Annotated in this window: 20 protein-coding genes; 11 read left to right on the top strand and 9 right to left on the bottom strand. The window is 41.9% G+C overall.

From position 1 onward, the window contains the following. Positions 1-2: 2 nt before the first annotated feature. Positions 3-1,196, top strand: coding sequence for a radical SAM family heme chaperone HemW (gene hemW / locus KFF44_RS00930; RefSeq protein WP_255936316.1), 1,194 nt, complete (start codon positions 3-5; stop codon positions 1,194-1,196). On the opposite strand, the gene KFF44_RS00925 is transcribed toward hemW, so the two are convergent. Continuing rightward, on the bottom strand, positions 1,171-2,523 hold the full coding sequence (locus KFF44_RS00925) for a penicillin-binding protein activator (protein ID WP_255936314.1): 1,353 nt from the start codon (positions 2,521-2,523) through the stop codon (positions 1,171-1,173). The two genes, hemW and KFF44_RS00925, sit on opposite strands and share 26 nt — an antisense overlap. A gap of 182 nt (positions 2,524-2,705) precedes the next feature. Between KFF44_RS00925 and rsmI the strand changes: the two genes are divergently transcribed. Genes rsmI through gshB form a run of 3 tightly spaced genes read left to right on the top strand, consistent with a single transcriptional unit; the run spans position 2,706 to position 5,002 of the window. Beyond that, entirely contained in the window at positions 2,706-3,626 is a 921-nt protein-coding gene (gene rsmI / locus KFF44_RS00920; RefSeq protein WP_255936312.1) for a 16S rRNA (cytidine(1402)-2'-O)-methyltransferase, read from the top strand. Positions 3,627-3,634: 8 nt separating this feature from the next. Then, entirely contained in the window at positions 3,635-4,003 is a 369-nt protein-coding gene (locus KFF44_RS00915; protein WP_255936310.1) for a YraN family protein, read from the top strand. Positions 4,004-4,051: 48 nt separating this feature from the next. Beyond that, positions 4,052-5,002: a glutathione synthase gene (gshB, locus tag KFF44_RS00910; protein ID WP_255936308.1), complete on the top strand. Its 951-nt coding sequence runs from the start codon at positions 4,052-4,054 to the stop codon at positions 5,000-5,002. Positions 5,003-5,061: 59 nt separating this feature from the next. Here the strand turns inward: gshB and KFF44_RS00905 are convergent, their stop codons facing one another. From KFF44_RS00905 to mnmE, 5 genes are all read right to left on the bottom strand, one after another. Beyond that, positions 5,062-5,964: a ParB/RepB/Spo0J family partition protein gene (locus KFF44_RS00905; protein ID WP_255936306.1), complete on the bottom strand. Its 903-nt coding sequence runs from the start codon at positions 5,962-5,964 to the stop codon at positions 5,062-5,064. A 48-nt stretch (positions 5,965-6,012) separates the two neighbouring features. Next, positions 6,013-6,804: a ParA family protein gene (locus KFF44_RS00900; RefSeq protein WP_255936304.1), complete on the bottom strand. Its 792-nt coding sequence runs from the start codon at positions 6,802-6,804 to the stop codon at positions 6,013-6,015. 66 nt (positions 6,805-6,870) lie between these two features. Beyond that, positions 6,871-7,497 (bottom strand): 16S rRNA (guanine(527)-N(7))-methyltransferase RsmG, encoded by a 627-nt coding sequence (gene rsmG / locus KFF44_RS00895; RefSeq protein WP_255936302.1) that lies wholly within the window; start codon positions 7,495-7,497, stop codon positions 6,871-6,873. A 27-nt stretch (positions 7,498-7,524) separates the two neighbouring features. Then, positions 7,525-9,408, bottom strand: coding sequence for a tRNA uridine-5-carboxymethylaminomethyl(34) synthesis enzyme MnmG (gene mnmG, locus KFF44_RS00890; protein WP_255936300.1), 1,884 nt, complete (start codon positions 9,406-9,408; stop codon positions 7,525-7,527). A 219-nt stretch (positions 9,409-9,627) separates the two neighbouring features. Beyond that, the gene (gene mnmE, locus KFF44_RS00885; protein WP_255936299.1) at positions 9,628-10,989 is read right to left on the bottom strand and encodes a tRNA uridine-5-carboxymethylaminomethyl(34) synthesis GTPase MnmE; all 1,362 of its coding nucleotides are present in this window, start codon (positions 10,987-10,989) and stop codon (positions 9,628-9,630) included. Positions 10,990-11,094: 105 nt separating this feature from the next. Between mnmE and KFF44_RS00880 the strand changes: the two genes are divergently transcribed. Further along, complete coding sequence (locus KFF44_RS00880; RefSeq protein ID WP_255936293.1) at positions 11,095-11,589, top strand: methylated-DNA--[protein]-cysteine S-methyltransferase; 495 nt, start codon at positions 11,095-11,097, stop codon at positions 11,587-11,589. Between the two features lie 110 nt (positions 11,590-11,699). Here the strand turns inward: KFF44_RS00880 and rho are convergent, their stop codons facing one another. The 3 genes from rho to hemE all read right to left on the bottom strand — a co-directional run bounded on the left by rho (position 11,700) and on the right by hemE (position 14,650). Beyond that, positions 11,700-12,956 carry a transcription termination factor Rho gene (gene rho / locus KFF44_RS00875; RefSeq protein WP_255936291.1) on the bottom strand — a complete coding sequence of 419 codons (1,257 nt, stop codon included), beginning with the start codon at positions 12,954-12,956 and terminating at the stop codon, positions 11,700-11,702. Between the two features lie 179 nt (positions 12,957-13,135). Beyond that, complete coding sequence (hemJ, locus tag KFF44_RS00870) at positions 13,136-13,579, bottom strand: protoporphyrinogen oxidase HemJ (RefSeq protein WP_255936290.1); 444 nt, start codon at positions 13,577-13,579, stop codon at positions 13,136-13,138. Between the two features lie 39 nt (positions 13,580-13,618). Beyond that, the gene (gene hemE / locus KFF44_RS00865) at positions 13,619-14,650 is read right to left on the bottom strand and encodes a uroporphyrinogen decarboxylase (RefSeq protein ID WP_255936289.1); all 1,032 of its coding nucleotides are present in this window, start codon (positions 14,648-14,650) and stop codon (positions 13,619-13,621) included. Positions 14,651-15,107: 457 nt separating this feature from the next. On the opposite strand from hemE, the gene KFF44_RS00860 reads away from it, so the two are divergent. The 6 genes from KFF44_RS00860 to KFF44_RS00835 are packed head-to-tail and all read left to right on the top strand — an operon-like array spanning position 15,108 to position 19,086. Further along, positions 15,108-15,965: a pyruvate, water dikinase regulatory protein gene (locus KFF44_RS00860; protein WP_255936288.1), complete on the top strand. Its 858-nt coding sequence runs from the start codon at positions 15,108-15,110 to the stop codon at positions 15,963-15,965. Positions 15,966-16,023: 58 nt separating this feature from the next. Continuing rightward, the gene (locus KFF44_RS00855) at positions 16,024-16,620 is read left to right on the top strand and encodes a Maf family protein (RefSeq protein ID WP_255936287.1); all 597 of its coding nucleotides are present in this window, start codon (positions 16,024-16,026) and stop codon (positions 16,618-16,620) included. Positions 16,621-16,622: 2 nt separating this feature from the next. Continuing rightward, positions 16,623-17,465, top strand: coding sequence for a shikimate dehydrogenase (aroE, locus tag KFF44_RS00850; RefSeq protein ID WP_255936286.1), 843 nt, complete (start codon positions 16,623-16,625; stop codon positions 17,463-17,465). Then, positions 17,462-18,049 (top strand): dephospho-CoA kinase, encoded by a 588-nt coding sequence (gene coaE / locus KFF44_RS00845; protein WP_255936285.1) that lies wholly within the window; start codon positions 17,462-17,464, stop codon positions 18,047-18,049. The genes aroE and coaE overlap by 4 nt, the downstream gene beginning before the upstream one ends. 17 nt (positions 18,050-18,066) lie before the next feature. Beyond that, positions 18,067-18,738, top strand: a complete 672-nt coding sequence (dnaQ, locus tag KFF44_RS00840) for a DNA polymerase III subunit epsilon (RefSeq protein ID WP_255936284.1) — start codon at positions 18,067-18,069, stop codon at positions 18,736-18,738. Positions 18,739-18,771: 33 nt separating this feature from the next. Next, positions 18,772-19,086 (top strand): NIPSNAP family protein, encoded by a 315-nt coding sequence (locus tag KFF44_RS00835; protein WP_255936283.1) that lies wholly within the window; start codon positions 18,772-18,774, stop codon positions 19,084-19,086. The last annotated feature ends 4 nt before the right edge of the window (positions 19,087-19,090 follow it).

Here is a 19,090-nt window from a genome sequence, read left to right as displayed (position 1 = left end):
TTATGTCTGAGACGACTATACTTCATTCGAATAATATATCAGCGCCTGCAGCAATTTATGTGCATTGGCCTTTTTGCCTGAAAAAATGCCCTTACTGTGATTTTAACAGCCACGTCCGTGAAAGCGTTGATCACGTTTCTTGGCGGCAGGCCTTTTTACAGGAAATCGACTTTTTCGCTGAGAGGTTTCCAAACCTGTCTGCCAAATCTATTTTCTTCGGCGGCGGTACACCAAGCCTGATGGAGCCTGAAACTACTGCGATTATAATTGATGCAATCAGACAAAAATGGGGATTTCAGAATAATGATATCGAGATCACGCTGGAAGCCAATCCTTCCAGCATTGAAGCGGATAGATTCCGTGACTATAAAGGTGCGGGGGTAAACCGAATTTCTGTCGGCATTCAATCTTTACGAGATGACGCGCTGAAATTCCTTGGTCGATTACATAATGCCAGTGAGGCCATAAAGGCACTGAATGTTGCTCGTGAAACATTTGCGCGCGTAAGTTTCGACCTTATCTATGCCCGCCCAAACCAAACACTTATGGACTGGAAAACCGAGCTATCAGAAGCCTTGTCTTTTGACCCTAGTCATCTATCTTTATACCAATTAACGATTGAAGAGGGCACAGCCTTTTATCACCAATTCCACCGCGGTAAATTTACCCTTCCCGATGAGGAAGACTCAGCAGAATTATATGCTTTAACGCAGGATTTAACCGTGTCGGCAGGTTTACCTGCCTATGAAATATCCAATCATGCGCGATATGGTGAAAAAAGCAGACATAATCTTTGTTATTGGCAAGGCGATTATTATATAGGGCTGGGCCCTGGTGCGCATGGGAGGTTACCTGGCGAGAAACCGTTCAGTGCTATCGCTCATAGCCAAGTGAAAAGGCCGGAAGACTGGTTAAAAGCGATCGCACATCAAAAATCAGGTATAAACTCACTAGATCATGTCACACCTTATGACCGTGCAATTGAAATTATAATGATGGGACTACGCCTTAACCGCGGACTGGATAAGGCAAGTTTTAAGGAAAAAACAGGTAATCCGATCGAAGCTTACATCGATGATTCAAACTTTGAAGCGCTTAAGTCAGAAGGTTTTTTAACCTCTAATCAAACCCATTTTCAATTAACAGAAAAAGGCTTGCCTTTGTTGAACGCTATTTTGGCAAAGCTGCTCGTGTGAGGCTATAGCCAAACGAAGGAAAAGCGTCTGGCGCAGCCGATACAACTTCAAACTTACCCCGCTGAATTTCAACAACAGCTAAAGCACGTTCGTTGGTTCCATCGGGCAATAACCGAAACAGGCCATCAACACCTTTAAAACCGCTGGGGTCTGTTAACGCTTCACGGGTAAAGTAATTTGACTTCTTAGCCTTCGGATTAGTTGAACCAATATCCTCTTTAATCAAGCTAGCAATAAGGCCTACAGCATCATACGAAAGCGTTGCGATACGTGGCGGTTGCTCAGAAAATAAATCAATAAAACGTTTACTAAAAGTATCCGTTAATGATGGATCTGGAGCAGCAAACCATGCACCATACAATGGTGGTTCATTTGTTAGCGTTTTATCATTCCATAAACCTGTCCCGAGAACCTTCACTTTTTCCGTGTCGACCTCATAAAATGGCAGTAGTGGTGCTAAGGTGCGAAGCAAGGCGCCACCTTCTGGAACAATAACAGTATCAAAAGGCAAGTCCCCCAAAACCTCGCTATCATTAAGTTTAGTGACAATTTCATCAGTAAGGTCGTCATTTAAAGATTGGAGATATCGAACCTCGTTTCTATGGGCCCGTCTGCGTCTGTCATAATCCGCTAAATTTTTAACAGGCTCGAAGACCTGATCAGCATCATTTTGATACGTTTCAATTGTTGAAACCTCGGCATCATTATTGTTCACAGCCAACCCATAAGCCATGCGCACCTGATCGCCGTAGCGTCCTTCTGGAAACAAGCCTGCAAATTTCTCATAACCATTTGCCACGGCATAATTAACGACACGGCGAACCTCATTTTCAGGTAAAAACCCGAGGATAAAGCTATTCGGTGATGCCGCCGTATAATCATTGGAAAAACCAAGCAAAGGAATATTCGCACTACCCGCAATACTGCCGGCGGCCTTTACATTCTCACTTAGAAGGGGACCAATGATGATATCCGCACCGTCGTTTAATGCTTTGTGTGTTGCTATTTCTGTTTCTTCGATGCTTGCTTTAGTATCATAGGGTAAAAGCTGTAACCTTGGGTCATACGCATCAAAAAGCGCCATCGTTGCAGCATTTAAAAGTGCTTTTCCGGTTTCCCCAACATCACCCGTAAGGGGTAATAGGATTGCTATTTTAACCTGAACTTTATTATCAGAGCCATCACCTTTTGATTGTAGCGTCTGATCTTCGGTATCCTGAGTATCTTGTTCTGTTTCAATAACAGGTCTGGTGTCTACAATTTCGCGCTCTAATATACGTTCTGGTGTTTGAGCCCCACAAGCAGCGAGAATAAATACAGATAACACTCTAATTTTTATAAATGATTTAGCTATCACTCTGCTTTTCATTATAATACCTGTATAAACCCAGTCATAAAATATGCTAATTGACGCCTGGATAGCGATACTTTAGCCACAATAATTCAAGTCGTTATATACACCTAGAATACATATCACGATATTAGATTTCAGTACTATGGATAAAAAACATGACGGAAACAGGGTCGAAACATGACGACAGTAAAGATATAGCGCAATCAGAGAAAACCAGAGTAAGCAAACAAAGCCGGATTTCAAATGGCCTCTATATTGTTGCAACTCCCATCGGAAACCTGGAAGACTTAACCCCTCGTGCAAAACGGGTTTTAGAAAATGTGGATTATATTGCCTGCGAAGATACGCGTATCAGCAGCAAGCTTTTAAATGCATTTCTCATAAAAAAACCTCTGATTGCATACCATGAACACAGTAGTTCAAAGGACAGAGAGCGACTATTAAACAAGCTTCAACAGGGTGAAACAATTGCCCTAATTTCAGACGCCGGAACGCCGTTAATATCAGACCCTGGATATAAATTGGTGGCAGAGGCCCAGGATTTAAAGATAGCCGTCTATGCAATACCTGGTGCTGCCGCTGTTACCACAGCATTATCAATTGCAGGGCTCCCGACAGATCGTTTTTTATTCATGGGTTTTCCGCCAAACAAACAGCAGGCGCGCCAAAAATGGTTCGATGGGGTAAGTAAAATTCAAGCCAGTTTGGTTTTTTATGAAAGCACCAGGCGGCTGCCAGAATGCATTAGCGATGCTTATACAGTTTTTGGTAATCGGATGGCCGCAGTATGCCGCGAGCTTACGAAAAAATTTGAAGAAGTTAGGCGGGACAATTTATTATCTTTAATGGAATATTACAGAGATAACGGTGCGCCAAAGGGCGAAGCTGTCGTCATTATTGGTCCTCCGGAAAATATTGATGATGATGCATTATTGTCTTTTGATCAGGACAAAGCGATTAAGCTTGCCTTAAAACATATGAGTGTAAAATCAGCATCTCAGTTTATTGCTGAACTAACAGGCAAGCGTAAAAAAGAAATTTATGCTAGGGCAATAGAGTTGTCTAACGACGAATAGTTCTCAATATGGCAAAATATAACCGCAAAATTGCAGAAAAAAGAGGACGACGGGCAGAACTGTATGCTCGGTTATGGTTACGGTTGAAAGGATATAAGATCCTGAAAAATCGCTTTAAAACAAAGGTCGGTGAAATAGATATCATTGCCAAAAAGGGAAACACCCTGGCCATTGTTGAGGTTAAAGCGCGGCAATCGATCGAAGTAGCGCTTCAATCCATAAGCTATAAACAAAAACGACGAATTGAACGCTGTACCGAATTATGGCTTAAAAATTCAAAGGCTTCGGACTATATATCACCAAGGTTTGATCTTATCGCCATTGTACCAAACCGATTTCCAATCCATATCAAGCAGGCTTGGAGATTAGGCGAATAAAATACTTCTATTGGATGCCCTTCAGTAGGAGAACAAAGGAATAGTTTAATGGCTACAAAAACACTAAAAGTCGCAGTTCAGATGGACCCGATGGATACCGTTAATATCAACGGTGATAGTACCTTTGTTTTGATGTTGGAAGCACAAGAACGGGGACATAAAATTTGGCACTATCTTGCAGAAGATCTTACTTATGATGAAGGGGAAGTTCGTGCAAAGGCCCATCAGGTTACAGTCCGAAGAGAAGAGGGCAATCATTTCACATTTGGCCAAGAAGAGATGATCAAAATTAGCGAAATGGACGTTGTTTTGATGCGGCAAGATCCACCTTTTGATATGGCTTATATCACTGCAACTCATCTTCTGGATCTAGTACACCCGAATACACTTGTTGTGAACAACCCAACAGAAGTTAGAAATGCGCCCGAAAAATTATTTGTAACGCAGTTCCTCGACCTTATGCCACCAACAATGATCACCCGCCGCGAAGATGAGGTAAAAGCTTTCCGCGAAAAACACGGTGAAATCATTATTAAGCCTTTATATGGTAACGGTGGTGCCGGGGTATTTCATTTGCGGGAAAACGACTCTAACCTTGGAAGTTTGATGGAAATGTTCCTTGGCCTTAACCGTGAACCCGTAATGGTTCAAAAGTTTTTACCTGATGTTGTTGGTGGTGATAAACGCATCATTCTTATTGATGGTGAAGCCGCGGGCGCTGTTAATCGCATTCCAGCAAAGGGCGAAATACGCTCTAATCTGGTGGCCGGTGGTGCGGCCGCCAAATCTATTCTAACAGAGCGGGAACAAGAAATTTGCGCAAGGCTTGGACCTGAGCTTAAAAAGCGCGGCCTAATTTTTGTAGGTATCGACGTGATCGGTGATTGGCTAACGGAAATTAATGTAACATCACCCACAGGCCTTCAATCGATCAATGCATTTGATGGTGTTAAACTGGAGGCTGATATTTGGAAGGCAATCGAAAGTAAAATTGCCTAATCAACATTAAATCTAAGCATATGGCATATTCAGGTAAAATATCTTTTTATTTGAATATGCTAGAAACCACACACACCAAGCTTACTGCATAATTCGTCTAGTTGCTCCAAATCTTCATATCGAATTGTCACAGAACCACCTTCGCCCTCGTGGGCAATCGTTGTTTTCATTCCCATTGCAGCACTAAGATCTTTTTCAAGGGCAACTGTATCCGCATCCTTATTCGATGCATTGGATTTACGTACAGTTTGGCGTTTTTGTTTCCCTTTCAAACCCCGAATAATTTCTTCCACCTGTCTGACACTAAGACCTTCGGCAACAATTCTTCGAGCAATTGCGCTCGGGTTTTCAGCACCAATCAAAGCCCTTGCATGCCCCATTGATAACTTACCTTCATCAACAAGCTTTTGAACATCTTCGGGTAAACTTAAAAGCCTGAGAAGGTTTGCTACATGGCTACGGCTTTTACCAACTACCTCTGCGACACCTTCCTGTGTATGGCCAAATTCATCCATCAGGCGCTTAAAGGCGATTGCTTCTTCGACAGAGGATAAATCCTGACGTTGGATATTTTCAATAATTGCTACTTGTAAAACTTCACCATCATCGAGGTCTCGTACGATAACAGGAACTTCATGAACTCCCGCTTTTTGTGCAGCACGCCAACGGCGTTCACCGGCTACAATCTGATATTTATCTACGCCTATTGAACGCACCAGAATGGGTTGCAATACGCCCTTTTCCTTGATTGAATTAGTAAGTTCTTCCAAATGGTCTTCATCAAAGTGATGGCGCGGTTGGGCTTTGTTGCGCTCTAAAAATTCGATAGGGAGAAGCCGCCTTCCACTTGCTGGTCCTGAGGATGTAGCTGACCCATCCTTGGTGTCTTCTAACGCATCAACTACAGGTCTATCATCACCGAGTAATGCGGAAAGACCTTTTCCTAACCCTTTTCTAACCATTGGATTCCTATCTTATTTTTCTTCTTATTATTTATATATCTGCGTTCACTAAGCAGCCAAAATTTCCTGACGGCCAAGAATTTCCCGCGCTAATTTGATATACGCTTGGCTTCCAACACATCGGTGATCATATAGAAGTGCCGGCTTTCCATGGCTGGGTGCCTCAGACATTCGAACATTTCTTGGAATTACAGTTTCAAAAACCTTATCCCCCAAATATTCCCGCACATCATCAGCAACCTGTTCCGAGAGATTATTACGTTTATCAAACATGGTCAGTAAAACCCCGTTAATCGTAAGGGCAGGGTTTAAGGAAACACGAACCTGTTCAATTGTTTTTAACAGTAAACTCAACCCCTCTAACGCAAAAAACTCACATTGCAGAGGGACAAGAACCGAGTTGGCTGCAACCAAAGCATTGATTGTAAGGAGTGATAACGAGGGCGGACAGTCAATTAAAATATAATCATAATCAGCGTCAGTTAGATATTTTTCAAAGGCTTGAGCCAGGCGAAAATTACGTTGAGGTAATTCTGCTAGTTCCAGATCAGCGCCAGACAGATCAACCGTTGACGGAATGATGAAAAGTCCTGGGATTTCAGTTTCCATTGCCGCATCTTTGATCGGGGATACACCAAGCACTACATCATACGAGGTTATTTCACGTGCAATTCTATCAATTCCAAAACCCGTGCTTGCGTTTCCTTGGGGGTCAAGATCAAGAATTAAAACCTTATTGCCTACTGCTGCCATTGCAGTCGCCAGGTTTATGGCTGTCGTTGTTTTTCCAACACCGCCTTTCTGGTTTGCGATTGCAATGATATGTGTGTCTGTCCCCATCCCTAAGAACTCCTTACATTTAACTGGTTTCGAAGGAACCAGTAGCAATTGATCTGTTTTAAAGTGCTATTTTCTTTTTATATTCCAAAGTCGGATGATATTAGCGCCCACTTCGGTTTTACTTTCAAAACACTCTTTATCCATTGTCCAATATGTTTCTGCTTCGGTCAATTCTTCTTGCGAAGTTTGTCCTTTGAGTAACCACATTTCTATTCCTGAATTTCCAAGAAAAGGTTCACTCCATTCAAGGAGTTGCGTAATTTTTGCACACGCTCGGGAGGTAATAATATCCACCGAAAAGGGATCAATTTTTTCTATCCGTTCATTATGTATGACCGCATTGATCCCCATTTGCCGGGCCACTTGGCTCATGAAACTACATTTCTTCCCATTCGACTCGACCATATGAACGTTTTCAATTCCCATAGCACCAAGGACAAGGCCAGGAAATCCAGCGCCGGAACCAATATCCAAAAGCGTTTCAGGCATCGTATCGAATGAATTTTTCATTTGAATGTAAAGCTGTGCAGAATCAAAAAAATGTCGAAGCCACATATCATCAATGGTTGAATTCGATACGAGGTTTTTAGCCTTTTGCCATTTGGCAAGAAGGTCTGCATAGCCAATTAATCTGTCCAATGTTTCACGTGAAACATTGGTCGTAGATTGAAAGTCAGTTATTGTAAAAGTCATATGTGGAAGCCAATGAATTAGGTGTTATCAAGCAGCTTTGCGGCGTTTAACATATCTAAGTAACAGCGATAATGCGGCTGGTGTAACACCTGCAATCCTTGCAGCTGCACCAAGCGTTGCTGGCCTTGCAGTCTTGAATTTTTCACGCATTTCATTTGATAGCCCAATAACTTCGTCAAAATCCAATGTATCTGGTATGGTTAGTGCTTCATCTTTACGAAAAGCATTCACATCTTCCTGTTGGCGATCGAGATAACTTTTATAAGAAGCATCAATTTCTAGTTGCTCAATACTGTCTTTTGAAATCGTATTGATCTCTTCTGGCCATATTTTCAGCAGATCATCAAAGGTAAACTCATTAAATCCCAAAAGGGTCTCGGCACTTCGTCGAATACCATCCTGTTTGATTTTATAACCAAGTTTTTTCAATTCATTAGGGGTAATTTCAAGCGACCGAAGCAAAGTTCGACCAGCCTCCAAATCACTGAATTTCTTGGTAAATATGTTTTTACGCTCACCCTTGACAAGGCCAAATTCAATTCCCTTTGGTGTCAAACGTTGATCAGCATTATCCGCACGAAGGGAAAGCCTGTATTCAGCGCGGCTTGTAAACATACGATATGGTTCACGTGTCCCTTGTGTAACCAAATCATCTATCATAACCCCGATATAAGCGTCGGCTCGGTCAAGAATGAATGCACCTTTTTGATCAAGCTGTTTAGTTGCCTTTAGTGCAGCATTCGCCCCGGCGATCAAACCTTGTGCAGCTGCTTCCTCATATCCTGTTGTTCCATTAATTTGACCAGCAAGGTAAAGACCAGATGCTTTCCTGGTTTCAAGCGTGACATGAAGTTCCCGTGGGTCAACAAAATCATATTCAATAGCATAACCATGACGTATGATTTTTGCATTCTCAAGGCCCGGGATAGACGCTATCATTCTTTCCTGAACGTCTTCGGGTAAACTTGTAGAGATACCGTTTGGATACACGGTATGATCATCCAATCCTTCTGGCTCCAGGAAGATTTGATGGCTCTCCTTGTCAGCAAACCGTACGATCTTATCTTCGATAGAAGGGCAGTAGCGCGGTCCACTACTTTCAATTTGACCAGAATACATCGGCGAGCGCCCGATATTATCTTCAATAATCTTATGGGTTTCTATTGTTGTTCGCGTCATATAACAACTAATTTGGGGGACAGTAACCTCATATGTCATAAATGAAAAAGGCACTGGTGGGTTATCGCCAGGTTGTTCCTCACATTTATCCCAGTCAATTGTTCGACCATCCAGGCGTGCAGGTGTTCCTGTTTTTAGTCGCCCTAAATCAAACCCAAGATCCATCAATGTATCTGAGAGACCAAGGGCAGGGGCTTCATCAATACGACCTGCGGGAATTTGTTTTTCACCGATATGGATCATACCGCGTAGAAATGTGCCCGTAGTCAGAATAATAGAGTCTGCATAGATTTCTTGGCCATCAGCGGTTATCACCCCTTTTATTTCAGGCTTTGATGTTTCACGTGAAACAATCAAATCTTCAACGGCTGCACCCATGATCGATAAATTATCATAGTTGTTCAGAATTGACTGCATTGCTTCACGGTATAACTTGCGATCCGATTGACAGCGCGGCCCCTGAACAGCAAGGCCTTTCCGGCGATTAAGAAGCCTAAACTGTATACCAGATGCATCAGCAACCTTTGCCATCACACCGTCTAAAGCGTCTATTTCACGAACTAAATGCCCTTTACCTAACCCTCCAATTGCGGGATTGCAGGACATTTCACCAATAGTTTCAACTTTATGTGTAACAAGAAGTGTTTTGGCCCCAACACGTGCAGAAGCTGCTGCTGCTTCGCAACCAGCATGCCCACCACCAATTACAATTACATCAAAACTACTTACCATGATATCTTTCCACAAAATCAAAACGCTTCAATTCGATCTACTATATAATCACAGTGTCACTATTACGTTGGAAAAAGAGTTGCCTGATATACCGTCAATCACAGACAGAGTCAAAGCAACATAACCCTGAAACCAAGGTAATGATTGGTTTCAGTTTGTCAGCAACAAACCATCTCAAAAGAGTCACACCAAGCTTCATGGATGTTTCACGTGAAACATCTATTTTCCAATACAGAAATCTGAAAATACAATATCCAACATATCTTCAACATCAACACGGCCAGTAATCTCTCCAAGGGACCTGACAGCCATTCTAATATCTTCCGCAGCAAGCACTGCGTCAAAACCTGCGTTATCTTCAAATCTTTCTAAATGTTCAATACAGGTTTCTAGCGCTGATCGGTGACGAAGTCGGGTTAAAGACGGCAAATCACGACCATCCATCTGGTCAGCTATATATGACGAAAGATTTTTAAATAACTCATCGATACCCAATTTATTCCTAACAGAAATTGATTGAATACTAAATATTGTAAATTTTTGATCCAATTGTTCCACGTGAAACATTGCACTATCATCAACAGTGTCGGACTTTGTAATGATAATCAGTGTTTTCTCGTCAATAATTCCCATAAGTGTTTTAGGAATTTTAGGCCATTGATCAGCCCTAACAAGTACCAATTTTAAATCCGCATCATTTGCTTTATCAAAGGCTCGTCTAATACCTTCTTTTTCTACTGCATTATCTGTATTTCTGATACCAGCCGTATCAATCAGTCTTACAGGATACCCACCCAAGTCCAACTGAATTTCGATTGTGTCACGCGTTGTTCCTTCTTCATCAGAAACAATTGCTACATCCGATTTTGCTAGTGTGTTTAAAAGCGTTGATTTACCAACATTTGGCTCACCGAGTATGACAACTTTAAACCCATCGCGAATTACTTGCCCCCGCCTATTATCATCCAAATACTGTATAATTTCGTTTTTAAACTTCAATATATTGGGCTTTACAGCACCAGCAACACCTTCTGGCAAATCTTCGTCAGGAAAATCTATATCCGCTTCCAAATGACCAAGATAGCCAAGCAATTGACTGCGCCATCCTTCATAAATTTCACGCAAGCCGCCATCCATTTGAGCAAGTGCCTGTGTGCGCTGCGCTAGTGTTTGTGCATGAATAAGATCATTAAGCCCCTCGACAGCAGTTAGATCCATTTTATCATTTTCAAAGGCACGTCTCGAAAACTCGCCAGGCTCGGCCATACGCAAACCTTCAAACGAACCAAGCGTTGTCAGAACACCCTCGATCACCGATCTGCCACCATGTAAATGAAGTTCAACAACATCTTCGCCTGTGAAGCTGTTTGGGGTAGGGAATATCAGGATCAATGCCTGATCAAGGCGATTTCCATTTTGATCCGTTAATTCACGAAGGCTTGCATACCTTGGCTTTGGTAAAGGTTTTTTTGTAATATTTTCCAATACTGATAAGGACTTAGGGCCACTAATCCTGACAACAGCGACGCCCGCAGTACCAGCACCGCTCGCGAGCGCAAAAATTGTTTCCTGACTTGTCATTGATCAAACACTATCTTGTAACCAACCATAAAATTTCTTGCTGAACCATCAATCTAACAATAGGACTATAGGCAAGAAAACGTTTCGCAGCAAAAGGTCTTAGTCATGCCGCAACTGTCGCTTCATACACCAATTATGGATATTACCATAACCGAATTTGATGAGAAAATTGTCTCACTCGATTGGGGGTGGTCACCGTTTCAAGAACCTACACCATTTCTACGTGAAGCCAAGAAACAGTTAGATGCATATTTCGATGGCGACCTATTGCAAAACTTTGACCTCCCACTTGATCTGGATGGAAGTGATCATCAGAAAAAGGTTTGGCATGCCATGCTTGATATTCCCTTTGGAGAAACCCTGACATACGGTGAAATTGCTAAAAAAATTGGTTCTGCTGCGCAGCCAGTTGGAACAGCCTGTGGAACAAATCCAATCCCTATTATTGTTCCATGCCACAGGGTTTTAGCGTCCGGAAATAAAATGGGTGGGTTCTCGGGCGAGGGCGGTGTTCACACCAAAAGAGCATTATTAATCCTCGAGGGCGCTATGGAATATACTGCTGATATCCAACAAGAACAACTAAGCCTTCTTGATTAATTTCAAACGATATAGATCCTTGAAGGTAAAACCATAGTGTTTTGTCTGAACCACATAAACAAAAGGCCTACAATAAATTGCAGGCCTTTTTTAAATAATTCTTTATTGATTTAGTTATTCATCTGAGCGAAGAAATCATCATTATTTGGTGCGTCTTTAAGCTTGGACAATAAGAATTCCATCGCATCCACAGTCCCCATAGGGGTAAGAATACGGCGAAGAACCCACATTTTTGCAAGTGTTCCTTGATCCACAAGCAATTCTTCTTTCCGAGTACCTGATTTAAGAATATCAATCGCCGGGAACACACGCTTGTCTGCAACCTTACGGTCCAGAACAATTTCACTGTTACCCGTTCCTTTGAATTCCTCAAAAATCACTTCATCCATACGGCTACCGGTTTCAATAAGCGCAGTCGCGATAATTGAAAGTGATCCACCTTCCTCGATATTACGGGCAGCACCAAAGAACCGTTTAGGACGCTGAAGCGCATTTGCGTCCACACCGCCTGTAAGAACCTTACCAGATGATGGTACAACCGTGTTGTAAGCCCGTGCAAGGCGCGTGATACTATCAAGAAGGATTACGACGTCCTTTCCGTGCTCAACAAGGCGCTTTGCCTTCTCTATGACCATTTCTGACACTTGCACGTGACGTGATGCCGGTTCATCGAATGTTGAGGATACTACTTCGCCGTTCACACTGCGCTGCATGTCTGTAACTTCCTCAGGGCGTTCGTCGATAAGAAGAACAATAACATAGCATTCAGGGTGGTTACGGGTAATGCTCTGGGCAATATTTTGGAGAAGAACCGTTTTACCAGTACGCGGCGGTGCCACAATCAACGCACGCTGGCCTTTACCGATTGGGGCAACAAGATCAATCACACGTGGCGATTTGTCTTTTACAGTTGGATCATCTGGATCAAGTTTAAGGCGTTCATCAGGGTAAAGCGGAGTTAGGTTATCAAAGTGCACTTTATGACGGGTTTTTTCTGGCTCTTCAAAGTTCAGCTTTGAAACCTTCAGAAGCGCAAAATAGCGCTCGCCATCTTTTGGCGCACGAATTTGACCTTCAACCGTATCCCCAGTTCTAAGCCCAAAGCGTCTGATCTGGCTTGGGCTAACATAAATATCATCAGGACCCGGAAGGTAATTTGCCTCAGGGCTTCTAAGGAAACCGAAACCATCAGATAAAATCTCGATAACACCGCCGCCCATAATTTCAATATCATCATCAGCGAGGTGTTTTAGAATTGCAAACATCATATCCTGTTTGCGCATGCTGTTGGCATTTTCAACGCCAACTTCCTCAGCAAGTGTTAAAAGATCTGCTGGGCTTTTTTTCTTTAAGTCTTGTAAATGCATGGGTTTTGCCAATTTTTATATGGTAATTCCAGATGGTTCGTAACGAACATGGATATCTTAGATTTTGGAAGGAACTGTACGTTAACGAAGAAATTCTATGAAGAGATACAAAGCTATTTGAGTGCTTTCATTGTATGGAAAAGCGTGTGTCTGTCAATATTTTTGGCCGTTTATCAAAATTAAAATGGCTTTGCAACCGCTAAAATAACAATTGCTATAATGAAAACAGCGGGAATTTCATTAATCAGGCGAAAATATTTTTCACTGTGAGGGCGCTCACCCGCTGCTAAACGCCTGCGCGTTTTCGCAAGCATCATATGAAACCCCGATAATAAAACAACCAACAGCAATTTCACATGAAGCCACCCACCGCTTTTAAGACCAATAATTGTGATAAGCGTTATTCCAAATACCCAGGCGATAATCATGGCTGGATTCATAATAATCCGCAGTAATCGAATTTCGCGTTCCTGCCACTTTTGGTCTTCTTCGCTGCCCGCATCATATTGCATATGATACGCGAAAAACCGCGGCATCATAAAAAGACCAGCCATCCAGAATATAACAAAAATAATATGAAAAGATTTCACCCACAGATACGCACTATTTAAGAAATCTTCCATCTCTATTTCCTGAAATTATATACCAATGGCCAGAACTATCTAACGTCTGAAATTTTTAATTGTTTCAGAAAGTAATGCAACATTTTCCGGTGGTGTTTGCGGAACAAAACCATGACCCAAATTAAATATATGACTGCCGCCTTTTAAAGTGTCCAGAATACGGGTTGCCTCATTCACCATTGCATCACCGCCTGAGACAACAAGGTGCGGATCCATATTTCCTTGTACACACACATGGCGTTGAACACTGTCGCGCGCCCAATCAAGCGGAACCCCTGTATCCAGAGAAACCCCATCAACTTTTGTCTCTAAAACATATGTTTCTAACATTGCGCCTGAAAGCCTTGGAAATCCAATGATTGGTGTTTCATTATGCTTCGCACGAACTCGCGCAACAATCTCGCGTGTTGGTTCAATAATCCATTTATGGAAATAAGGTTCAGGGATCGCCGCAGACCAGCTATCAAAAATCTGTACGACATTAGCGCCTGCATCAATTTGAGCACAGAGATACTCTGATGTTGCATCCACTAGAAGGTCGAGAATTTTCCCAAACAATTCAGGGTTTCCATACCCCATTTGCCTTACAGCTGCATGGTCTTTACTACCAGCACCCTCAATCACATAGGTTGCAACAGTCCAGGGTGCACCAGCAAACCCGATAAGCGTTACTTCCTCAGGAAGTTCTTTTGAAAGCCTTGAAACAGTCTCGTAAACATTACCGACTTTATCATGAAATCCATTAAGGCTTAATTCAGCATAGGTTTCTTCAGTGTTTACAGGTGTTAATTTAGGACCATGACCAGCTTCAAACCAAACCTTCTGTCCAAGACCATCAGGAACAACGAGAATATCTGCAAAAAGAATAGCACCATCCATACCGTACCGACGAATTGGTTGAAGTGTTACCTCAGTCGCCTGATCAGGATTGTAACAAAAATCCATAAAAGAAGGCGCATTCTGACGGATTTCCCTGTATTCAGGTAAATAACGCCCTGCTTGTCGCATAAACCAGAAAGGGACACGATCCGAAGGGTTTCCTTTGAGAGTCTCAAGCAGGATTTTTGTCATTCTCTAACTTTCAATCTTTTATCTTGAATACATAATACAAAGCTAACTACCTAATTATATATATTTATATATAATAATATTGTGATTGTAGTTATTGCCTGTGAAAACTGTGGATAACCAGTTTTACAGATTTTATCCACAAGAAAGTCACTAGAAAGAATTGTTGTGGATAAAAACACTGAAGAACGAGGATGAATTAATTTTATTCTTTAAAATCAAAATTTTACATAACAGTTATTTGTGGATAAAAATTTTAAAGATATGAATATGATACTTAAATATCTTTATTATTATTCATCAAGGGATAAAATCAATTAGTGATATGAAGACTCTTTCAAAGATTGAGGATAAAACGCTAATTTTAAATATCCCCTATTTATTGATAAGTTATCCACAGAGTCTTCCCTCACGTTATCAATAGGATAAAGATGGTCGGAAGACAGAAAAGTTGGTGATCGTGACAGACAGTTTGATAAGCACTTTAAATGAAGACCGAAAGTTCCATTTGCATTTGGTATCAGATTCAACCGGTGAAACGCTTGAAGCAATAATCGCTGCTGCTTTGGTTCAGTTTGAAGGTGTTAATGTCTCCAAACATTTTTGGCCGTTAATCAGAACAGCCACCCAAATGGAACGCTTGATGGTAGATATCAAGGAGCAGCCTGGTCTTGTTATGTACACGCTTGTTAACCCTGAGATACAGGCAACTTTGGAACAAAACTGTAAGGAAGCAAACCTGCCTGTGCTATCCATTCTTGATCCTGTTATTAGTTTACTAGGGTCATATTTTGGAATGCAGGCAAGTCATAACCCCGGCCGTCAACATATTATGGATGCCAATTATTTTGACCGGATTGACGCGGTACATTTTACAATGGCTCATGACGATGGGCAACTCGCCGAAGATATTCCTCTCGCTGATATTGTCCTGATTGGGGTTTCAAGATCATCGAAAACCCCGACAAGTATCTATCTTGCAAACAAGGGGTTTAAAACAGCAAATGTTCCTTTTGTCCCTAATTGCCCTATGCCAGCAGTTCTTGATAATTTACCGGATAAATTTGTTATTGGCTTAACGGCAAGTCCTGAACGTTTGGTCCAGATTAGGACTAATCGACTAAGATCAATCAATGAAGATGAAGAAGCCGACTATACGGATATCGACTTGATTAAAGACGAAACGAAACAATGCAGGCGTTATTGTAACGAACGTGGTTGGTCAACAATTGATGTAACCCGCCGTTCTATTGAGGAAACAGCAGCATCAATTATGAACCGCTATAAAAGTTGGCTGGAAGCTAGACAAAAGCCATAATATACCCTGGTTTATTTCGAGACTTTATTGTTTTTCAGTAACTCCTTAGGCGATTAAAATGCCAAAATTAATCTTAGCGTCACAAAGCTTTGCACGTAATTCTATGCTCAAAAAAGCATCTGTTGCTTTTGAAACGCAAAAAGCAATGATTGATGAAGAAGGATTGAAAGCTAGCTTGCTTGAAAATGGTGTTTCAGCGCGTGATCTGGCGGATATCCTTGCAGATTATAAAGCAAGATCTGTTTCTTTAGGCAATCCTGATAATTATGTTATCGGATCTGATCAGGTACTGGAATGTGACAATCAGATTTATTCCAAAGCAAACAATTTAGAGGATGCGGCAGCGAAGTTAATGGAACTTCAAGGAAAGACCCATTCGCTATTTTCTGCTGCCGTTGTCTATTTTGAGGGGGAACCCATTTGGCGGTTTGTTGATGAAGTGCGTTTGACAATGCATCCGATGACTATGCCTGACATTGAGGCATATCTGGGTAAAGCCGGTGAAGATATTTTGGGATCTGTCGGATGTTATCATATTGAAGACCGAGGGGTACAACTGTTCTCCAGAATTTCTGGTGACTATTTCACCATTTTGGGTATGCCTTTGATACCACTGCTGAACTTTTTAAAACTCCATGATATGATAGAGGCTTAATTATGCCTGTAATAGATACAAAAACCTCGGCTGTTATTGGTCACCCGATCAGTCAATCCCTATCACCGGTTATTCATAACCATTGGTTCGAAAATAGCGATGTTGACGGGTTTTATTGCGCAATTGATGTTGACCCGGCTGATCTTGGGATGTTTTTAGAAAATGCAAAACAATCAGGTCTTAAAGGTTTCAACGTAACAATCCCCCATAAAACCAATATTATACCATTTCTTGATCGATTGGCACCAATCGCGCGCCAAATGGGTGCTGTAAATACTGTAAAAATTATGGAGGACGGTAGTACAGTTGGTTTTAATACTGATGGTATAGGATTGATTACACATTTGAAGAAATCCGTTCCTGATTGGCCAAAAGATAAGCCAGCTTTGGTTATTGGTGCAGGTGGTGCCGCGCGTGCGGCGGTGCTGGGCCTTTTGAATGAAAATATCCCAATGGTTATGCTCACGAACCGAACACGAGAAAAAGCGGAAACAATTCGTGATGAACTCGGGCGTGGGCGGATAACGGTTGTTGAATGGGATGATAGGTCTGCTGCCGCGTCTGCTGCTGGCCTTGTCGTTAACACTACAAGCCTCGGTATGATTGGTCAGCCTACGCTTGATATATCCTTGGAAAGTGCCGCAAGTGATACAGTTGTTTATGATATTGTGTTCAAACCCCTTGAGACTAATCTTTTGAAAACTGCCAGGGAACGGCGGTTAAGAACTGTGGATGGCCTTGGTATGCTTGTGTACCAAGCCGCTGCTTCCTTTAAAATATGGTTTGAAAAAGAAGTTTCTTATGATGACGCACTCCATAGTAAATTGATGGAAAAACTGTCATGATCATTGTTGGGCTAACAGGTTCCATTGGTATGGGAAAAAGTGCAACGGCAGACATGTTTCGGGGTTTTGATATTCCTGTTTTTGATGCCGATGCTGCGGTTCATAAACTTCAGTCAAAAAATGGTAGAGCGATACCGCTAATTGAAGAAACCTTTCCTGGTGTTGTTGACGATGGGGTTTTGGACCGAGCTATGCTTGGTCAGATGGTATTCGCTGATAAGGCGGCCCTTAAAAAGCTGGAAGCAATAATGCATCCTATGGTTCAGGAAGATCGAATTGCTTTTTTCGAACAAGCGACAAAAGAAAACAAGAATATTGTTGTTGTCGATATTCCCTTATTGTTTGAAACTGGCGGCGAAAAAGCATGTGACAAGGTTGTTGTCGTATCCGCACCTTATGAAGTGCAGAGAAATCGCGTGTTGGAACGCGTTGGTATGACACCAGATAAATTTGAAGATATCCTCTCCAAACAAACACCTGATGCAATCAAGCGCGAAAAAGCTGACTTTATTGTTGAAACCGATAAGGGCTTTGATCATGCTAGACTGCAAGTACAGAAGATTATTGAAACGCTATCCGAGTAAATTTTGAGAAGGCGAAAATGCGCGAGATTGTATTTGATACGGAAACCACAGGGTTTGATCCACTGTCAGGCGATCGATTGATCGAAATTGGTTGCCTGGAAATGGTGGATATGCGCCTCACAGAGACCAAACCATTTCATATTTATATTAACCCGGAACGAGAGGTGCCAGAGTCAGCAGTTAAAGTCCATGGCCTGACAACCGAGTTTCTTAAAGACAAACAGTTGTTTGCAGAAATTGCTCAGGATTTTCTTGATTTTGTTGGTGATGATAGTGTTCTGGTTGCACATAACGCCGAGTTTGATATGAAATTTATCAACTTCGAGCTTGAGAAAGCGGGTTATCCAATCATTCCAGCAAAAAGGTTTAAGGATACGCTTGCTATTGCCCGCACCAAATTCCCGGGCCAGGCAAATTCACTTGATGCCCTTTGCAAGCGATTTGGTGTAGAAAATGGTCACCGTACCCTTCACGGCGCGCTTTTGGACTCTGAAATTCTTGCGGATGTTTATATTGAATTGATGGGGGGGCGGCAAGCCGGCCTTGATCTAGCGGTAGAGAAAAAAGCATATGCTTTTGTTGGTGAAAAGAAGGAAAGACCAAAACGTTCCTTCGCCGTCAGCGAAGATGAATTGCAAACGCATAAGGATTTTGTTCAGAAATTAAGCGACCCTATTTGGGGAGCATAAACGAATGACGCTTAAAGCTTTGAAGGCTAAGTTATGATTACCTGTTTTGTCACCTATGTTATCGATCCATACAAATTAAATGAATTCGAAACCTATGCAAAAATGTGGATGCCGCTTGTTAAAAAGTTTGGCGGTATTCATCATGGGTATTTTTTACCAAGCGAAGGGGCAAACAATATTGCCTATACATTGTTTTCATTTGAGAGCTTAGCGGCGTACGAACATTACAGGGAAAAATCCTTCAAAGATCCTGAATGTATGAAAGCCTTTAAATACGGCGAGGATACTAAATGTATCCTCTCCTATAACCGGACTTTTACAAAACCGCTATTGCCAGAAAATGAATAAGAAG

It is taken from the genome of Kordiimonas sp. SCSIO 12610 (genome assembly GCF_024398015.1).
Taxonomy (GTDB): Bacteria; Pseudomonadota; Alphaproteobacteria; order Sphingomonadales; family Kordiimonadaceae; genus CANLMI01.
Note: the sequence above shows the minus strand (reverse complement) of the source record. Positions and strands in the feature narration are given on the sequence as shown.

Excerpts from the sequence above, each read along its gene's own strand:
- hemW (WP_255936316.1), top strand. The coding sequence starts at position 3 with ATGTCTGAGACGACTATACTTCATTCGAATAATATATCAGCGCCTGCA.
- rsmI (WP_255936312.1), top strand. The coding sequence starts at position 2,706 with ATGACGGAAACAGGGTCGAAACATGACGACAGTAAAGATATAGCGCAA.
- KFF44_RS00915 (WP_255936310.1), top strand. The coding sequence starts at position 3,635 with ATGGCAAAATATAACCGCAAAATTGCAGAAAAAAGAGGACGACGGGCA.
- gshB (WP_255936308.1), top strand. The coding sequence starts at position 4,052 with ATGGCTACAAAAACACTAAAAGTCGCAGTTCAGATGGACCCGATGGAT.
- KFF44_RS00905 (WP_255936306.1), bottom strand. The coding sequence starts at position 5,964 with ATGGTTAGAAAAGGGTTAGGAAAAGGTCTTTCCGCATTACTCGGTGAT.
- KFF44_RS00900 (WP_255936304.1), bottom strand. The coding sequence starts at position 6,804 with ATGGGGACAGACACACATATCATTGCAATCGCAAACCAGAAAGGCGGT.
- rsmG (WP_255936302.1), bottom strand. The coding sequence starts at position 7,497 with ATGACTTTTACAATAACTGACTTTCAATCTACGACCAATGTTTCACGT.
- mnmG (WP_255936300.1), bottom strand. The coding sequence starts at position 9,408 with ATGGTAAGTAGTTTTGATGTAATTGTAATTGGTGGTGGGCATGCTGGT.
- mnmE (WP_255936299.1), bottom strand. The coding sequence starts at position 10,989 with ATGACAAGTCAGGAAACAATTTTTGCGCTCGCGAGCGGTGCTGGTACT.
- KFF44_RS00880 (WP_255936293.1), top strand. The coding sequence starts at position 11,095 with ATGCCGCAACTGTCGCTTCATACACCAATTATGGATATTACCATAACC.
- rho (WP_255936291.1), bottom strand. The coding sequence starts at position 12,956 with ATGCATTTACAAGACTTAAAGAAAAAAAGCCCAGCAGATCTTTTAACA.
- hemJ (WP_255936290.1), bottom strand. The coding sequence starts at position 13,579 with ATGGAAGATTTCTTAAATAGTGCGTATCTGTGGGTGAAATCTTTTCAT.
- hemE (WP_255936289.1), bottom strand. The coding sequence starts at position 14,650 with ATGACAAAAATCCTGCTTGAGACTCTCAAAGGAAACCCTTCGGATCGT.
- KFF44_RS00855 (WP_255936287.1), top strand. The coding sequence starts at position 16,024 with ATGCCAAAATTAATCTTAGCGTCACAAAGCTTTGCACGTAATTCTATG.
- aroE (WP_255936286.1), top strand. The coding sequence starts at position 16,623 with ATGCCTGTAATAGATACAAAAACCTCGGCTGTTATTGGTCACCCGATC.
- coaE (WP_255936285.1), top strand. The coding sequence starts at position 17,462 with ATGATCATTGTTGGGCTAACAGGTTCCATTGGTATGGGAAAAAGTGCA.
- dnaQ (WP_255936284.1), top strand. The coding sequence starts at position 18,067 with ATGCGCGAGATTGTATTTGATACGGAAACCACAGGGTTTGATCCACTG.
- KFF44_RS00835 (WP_255936283.1), top strand. The coding sequence starts at position 18,772 with ATGATTACCTGTTTTGTCACCTATGTTATCGATCCATACAAATTAAAT.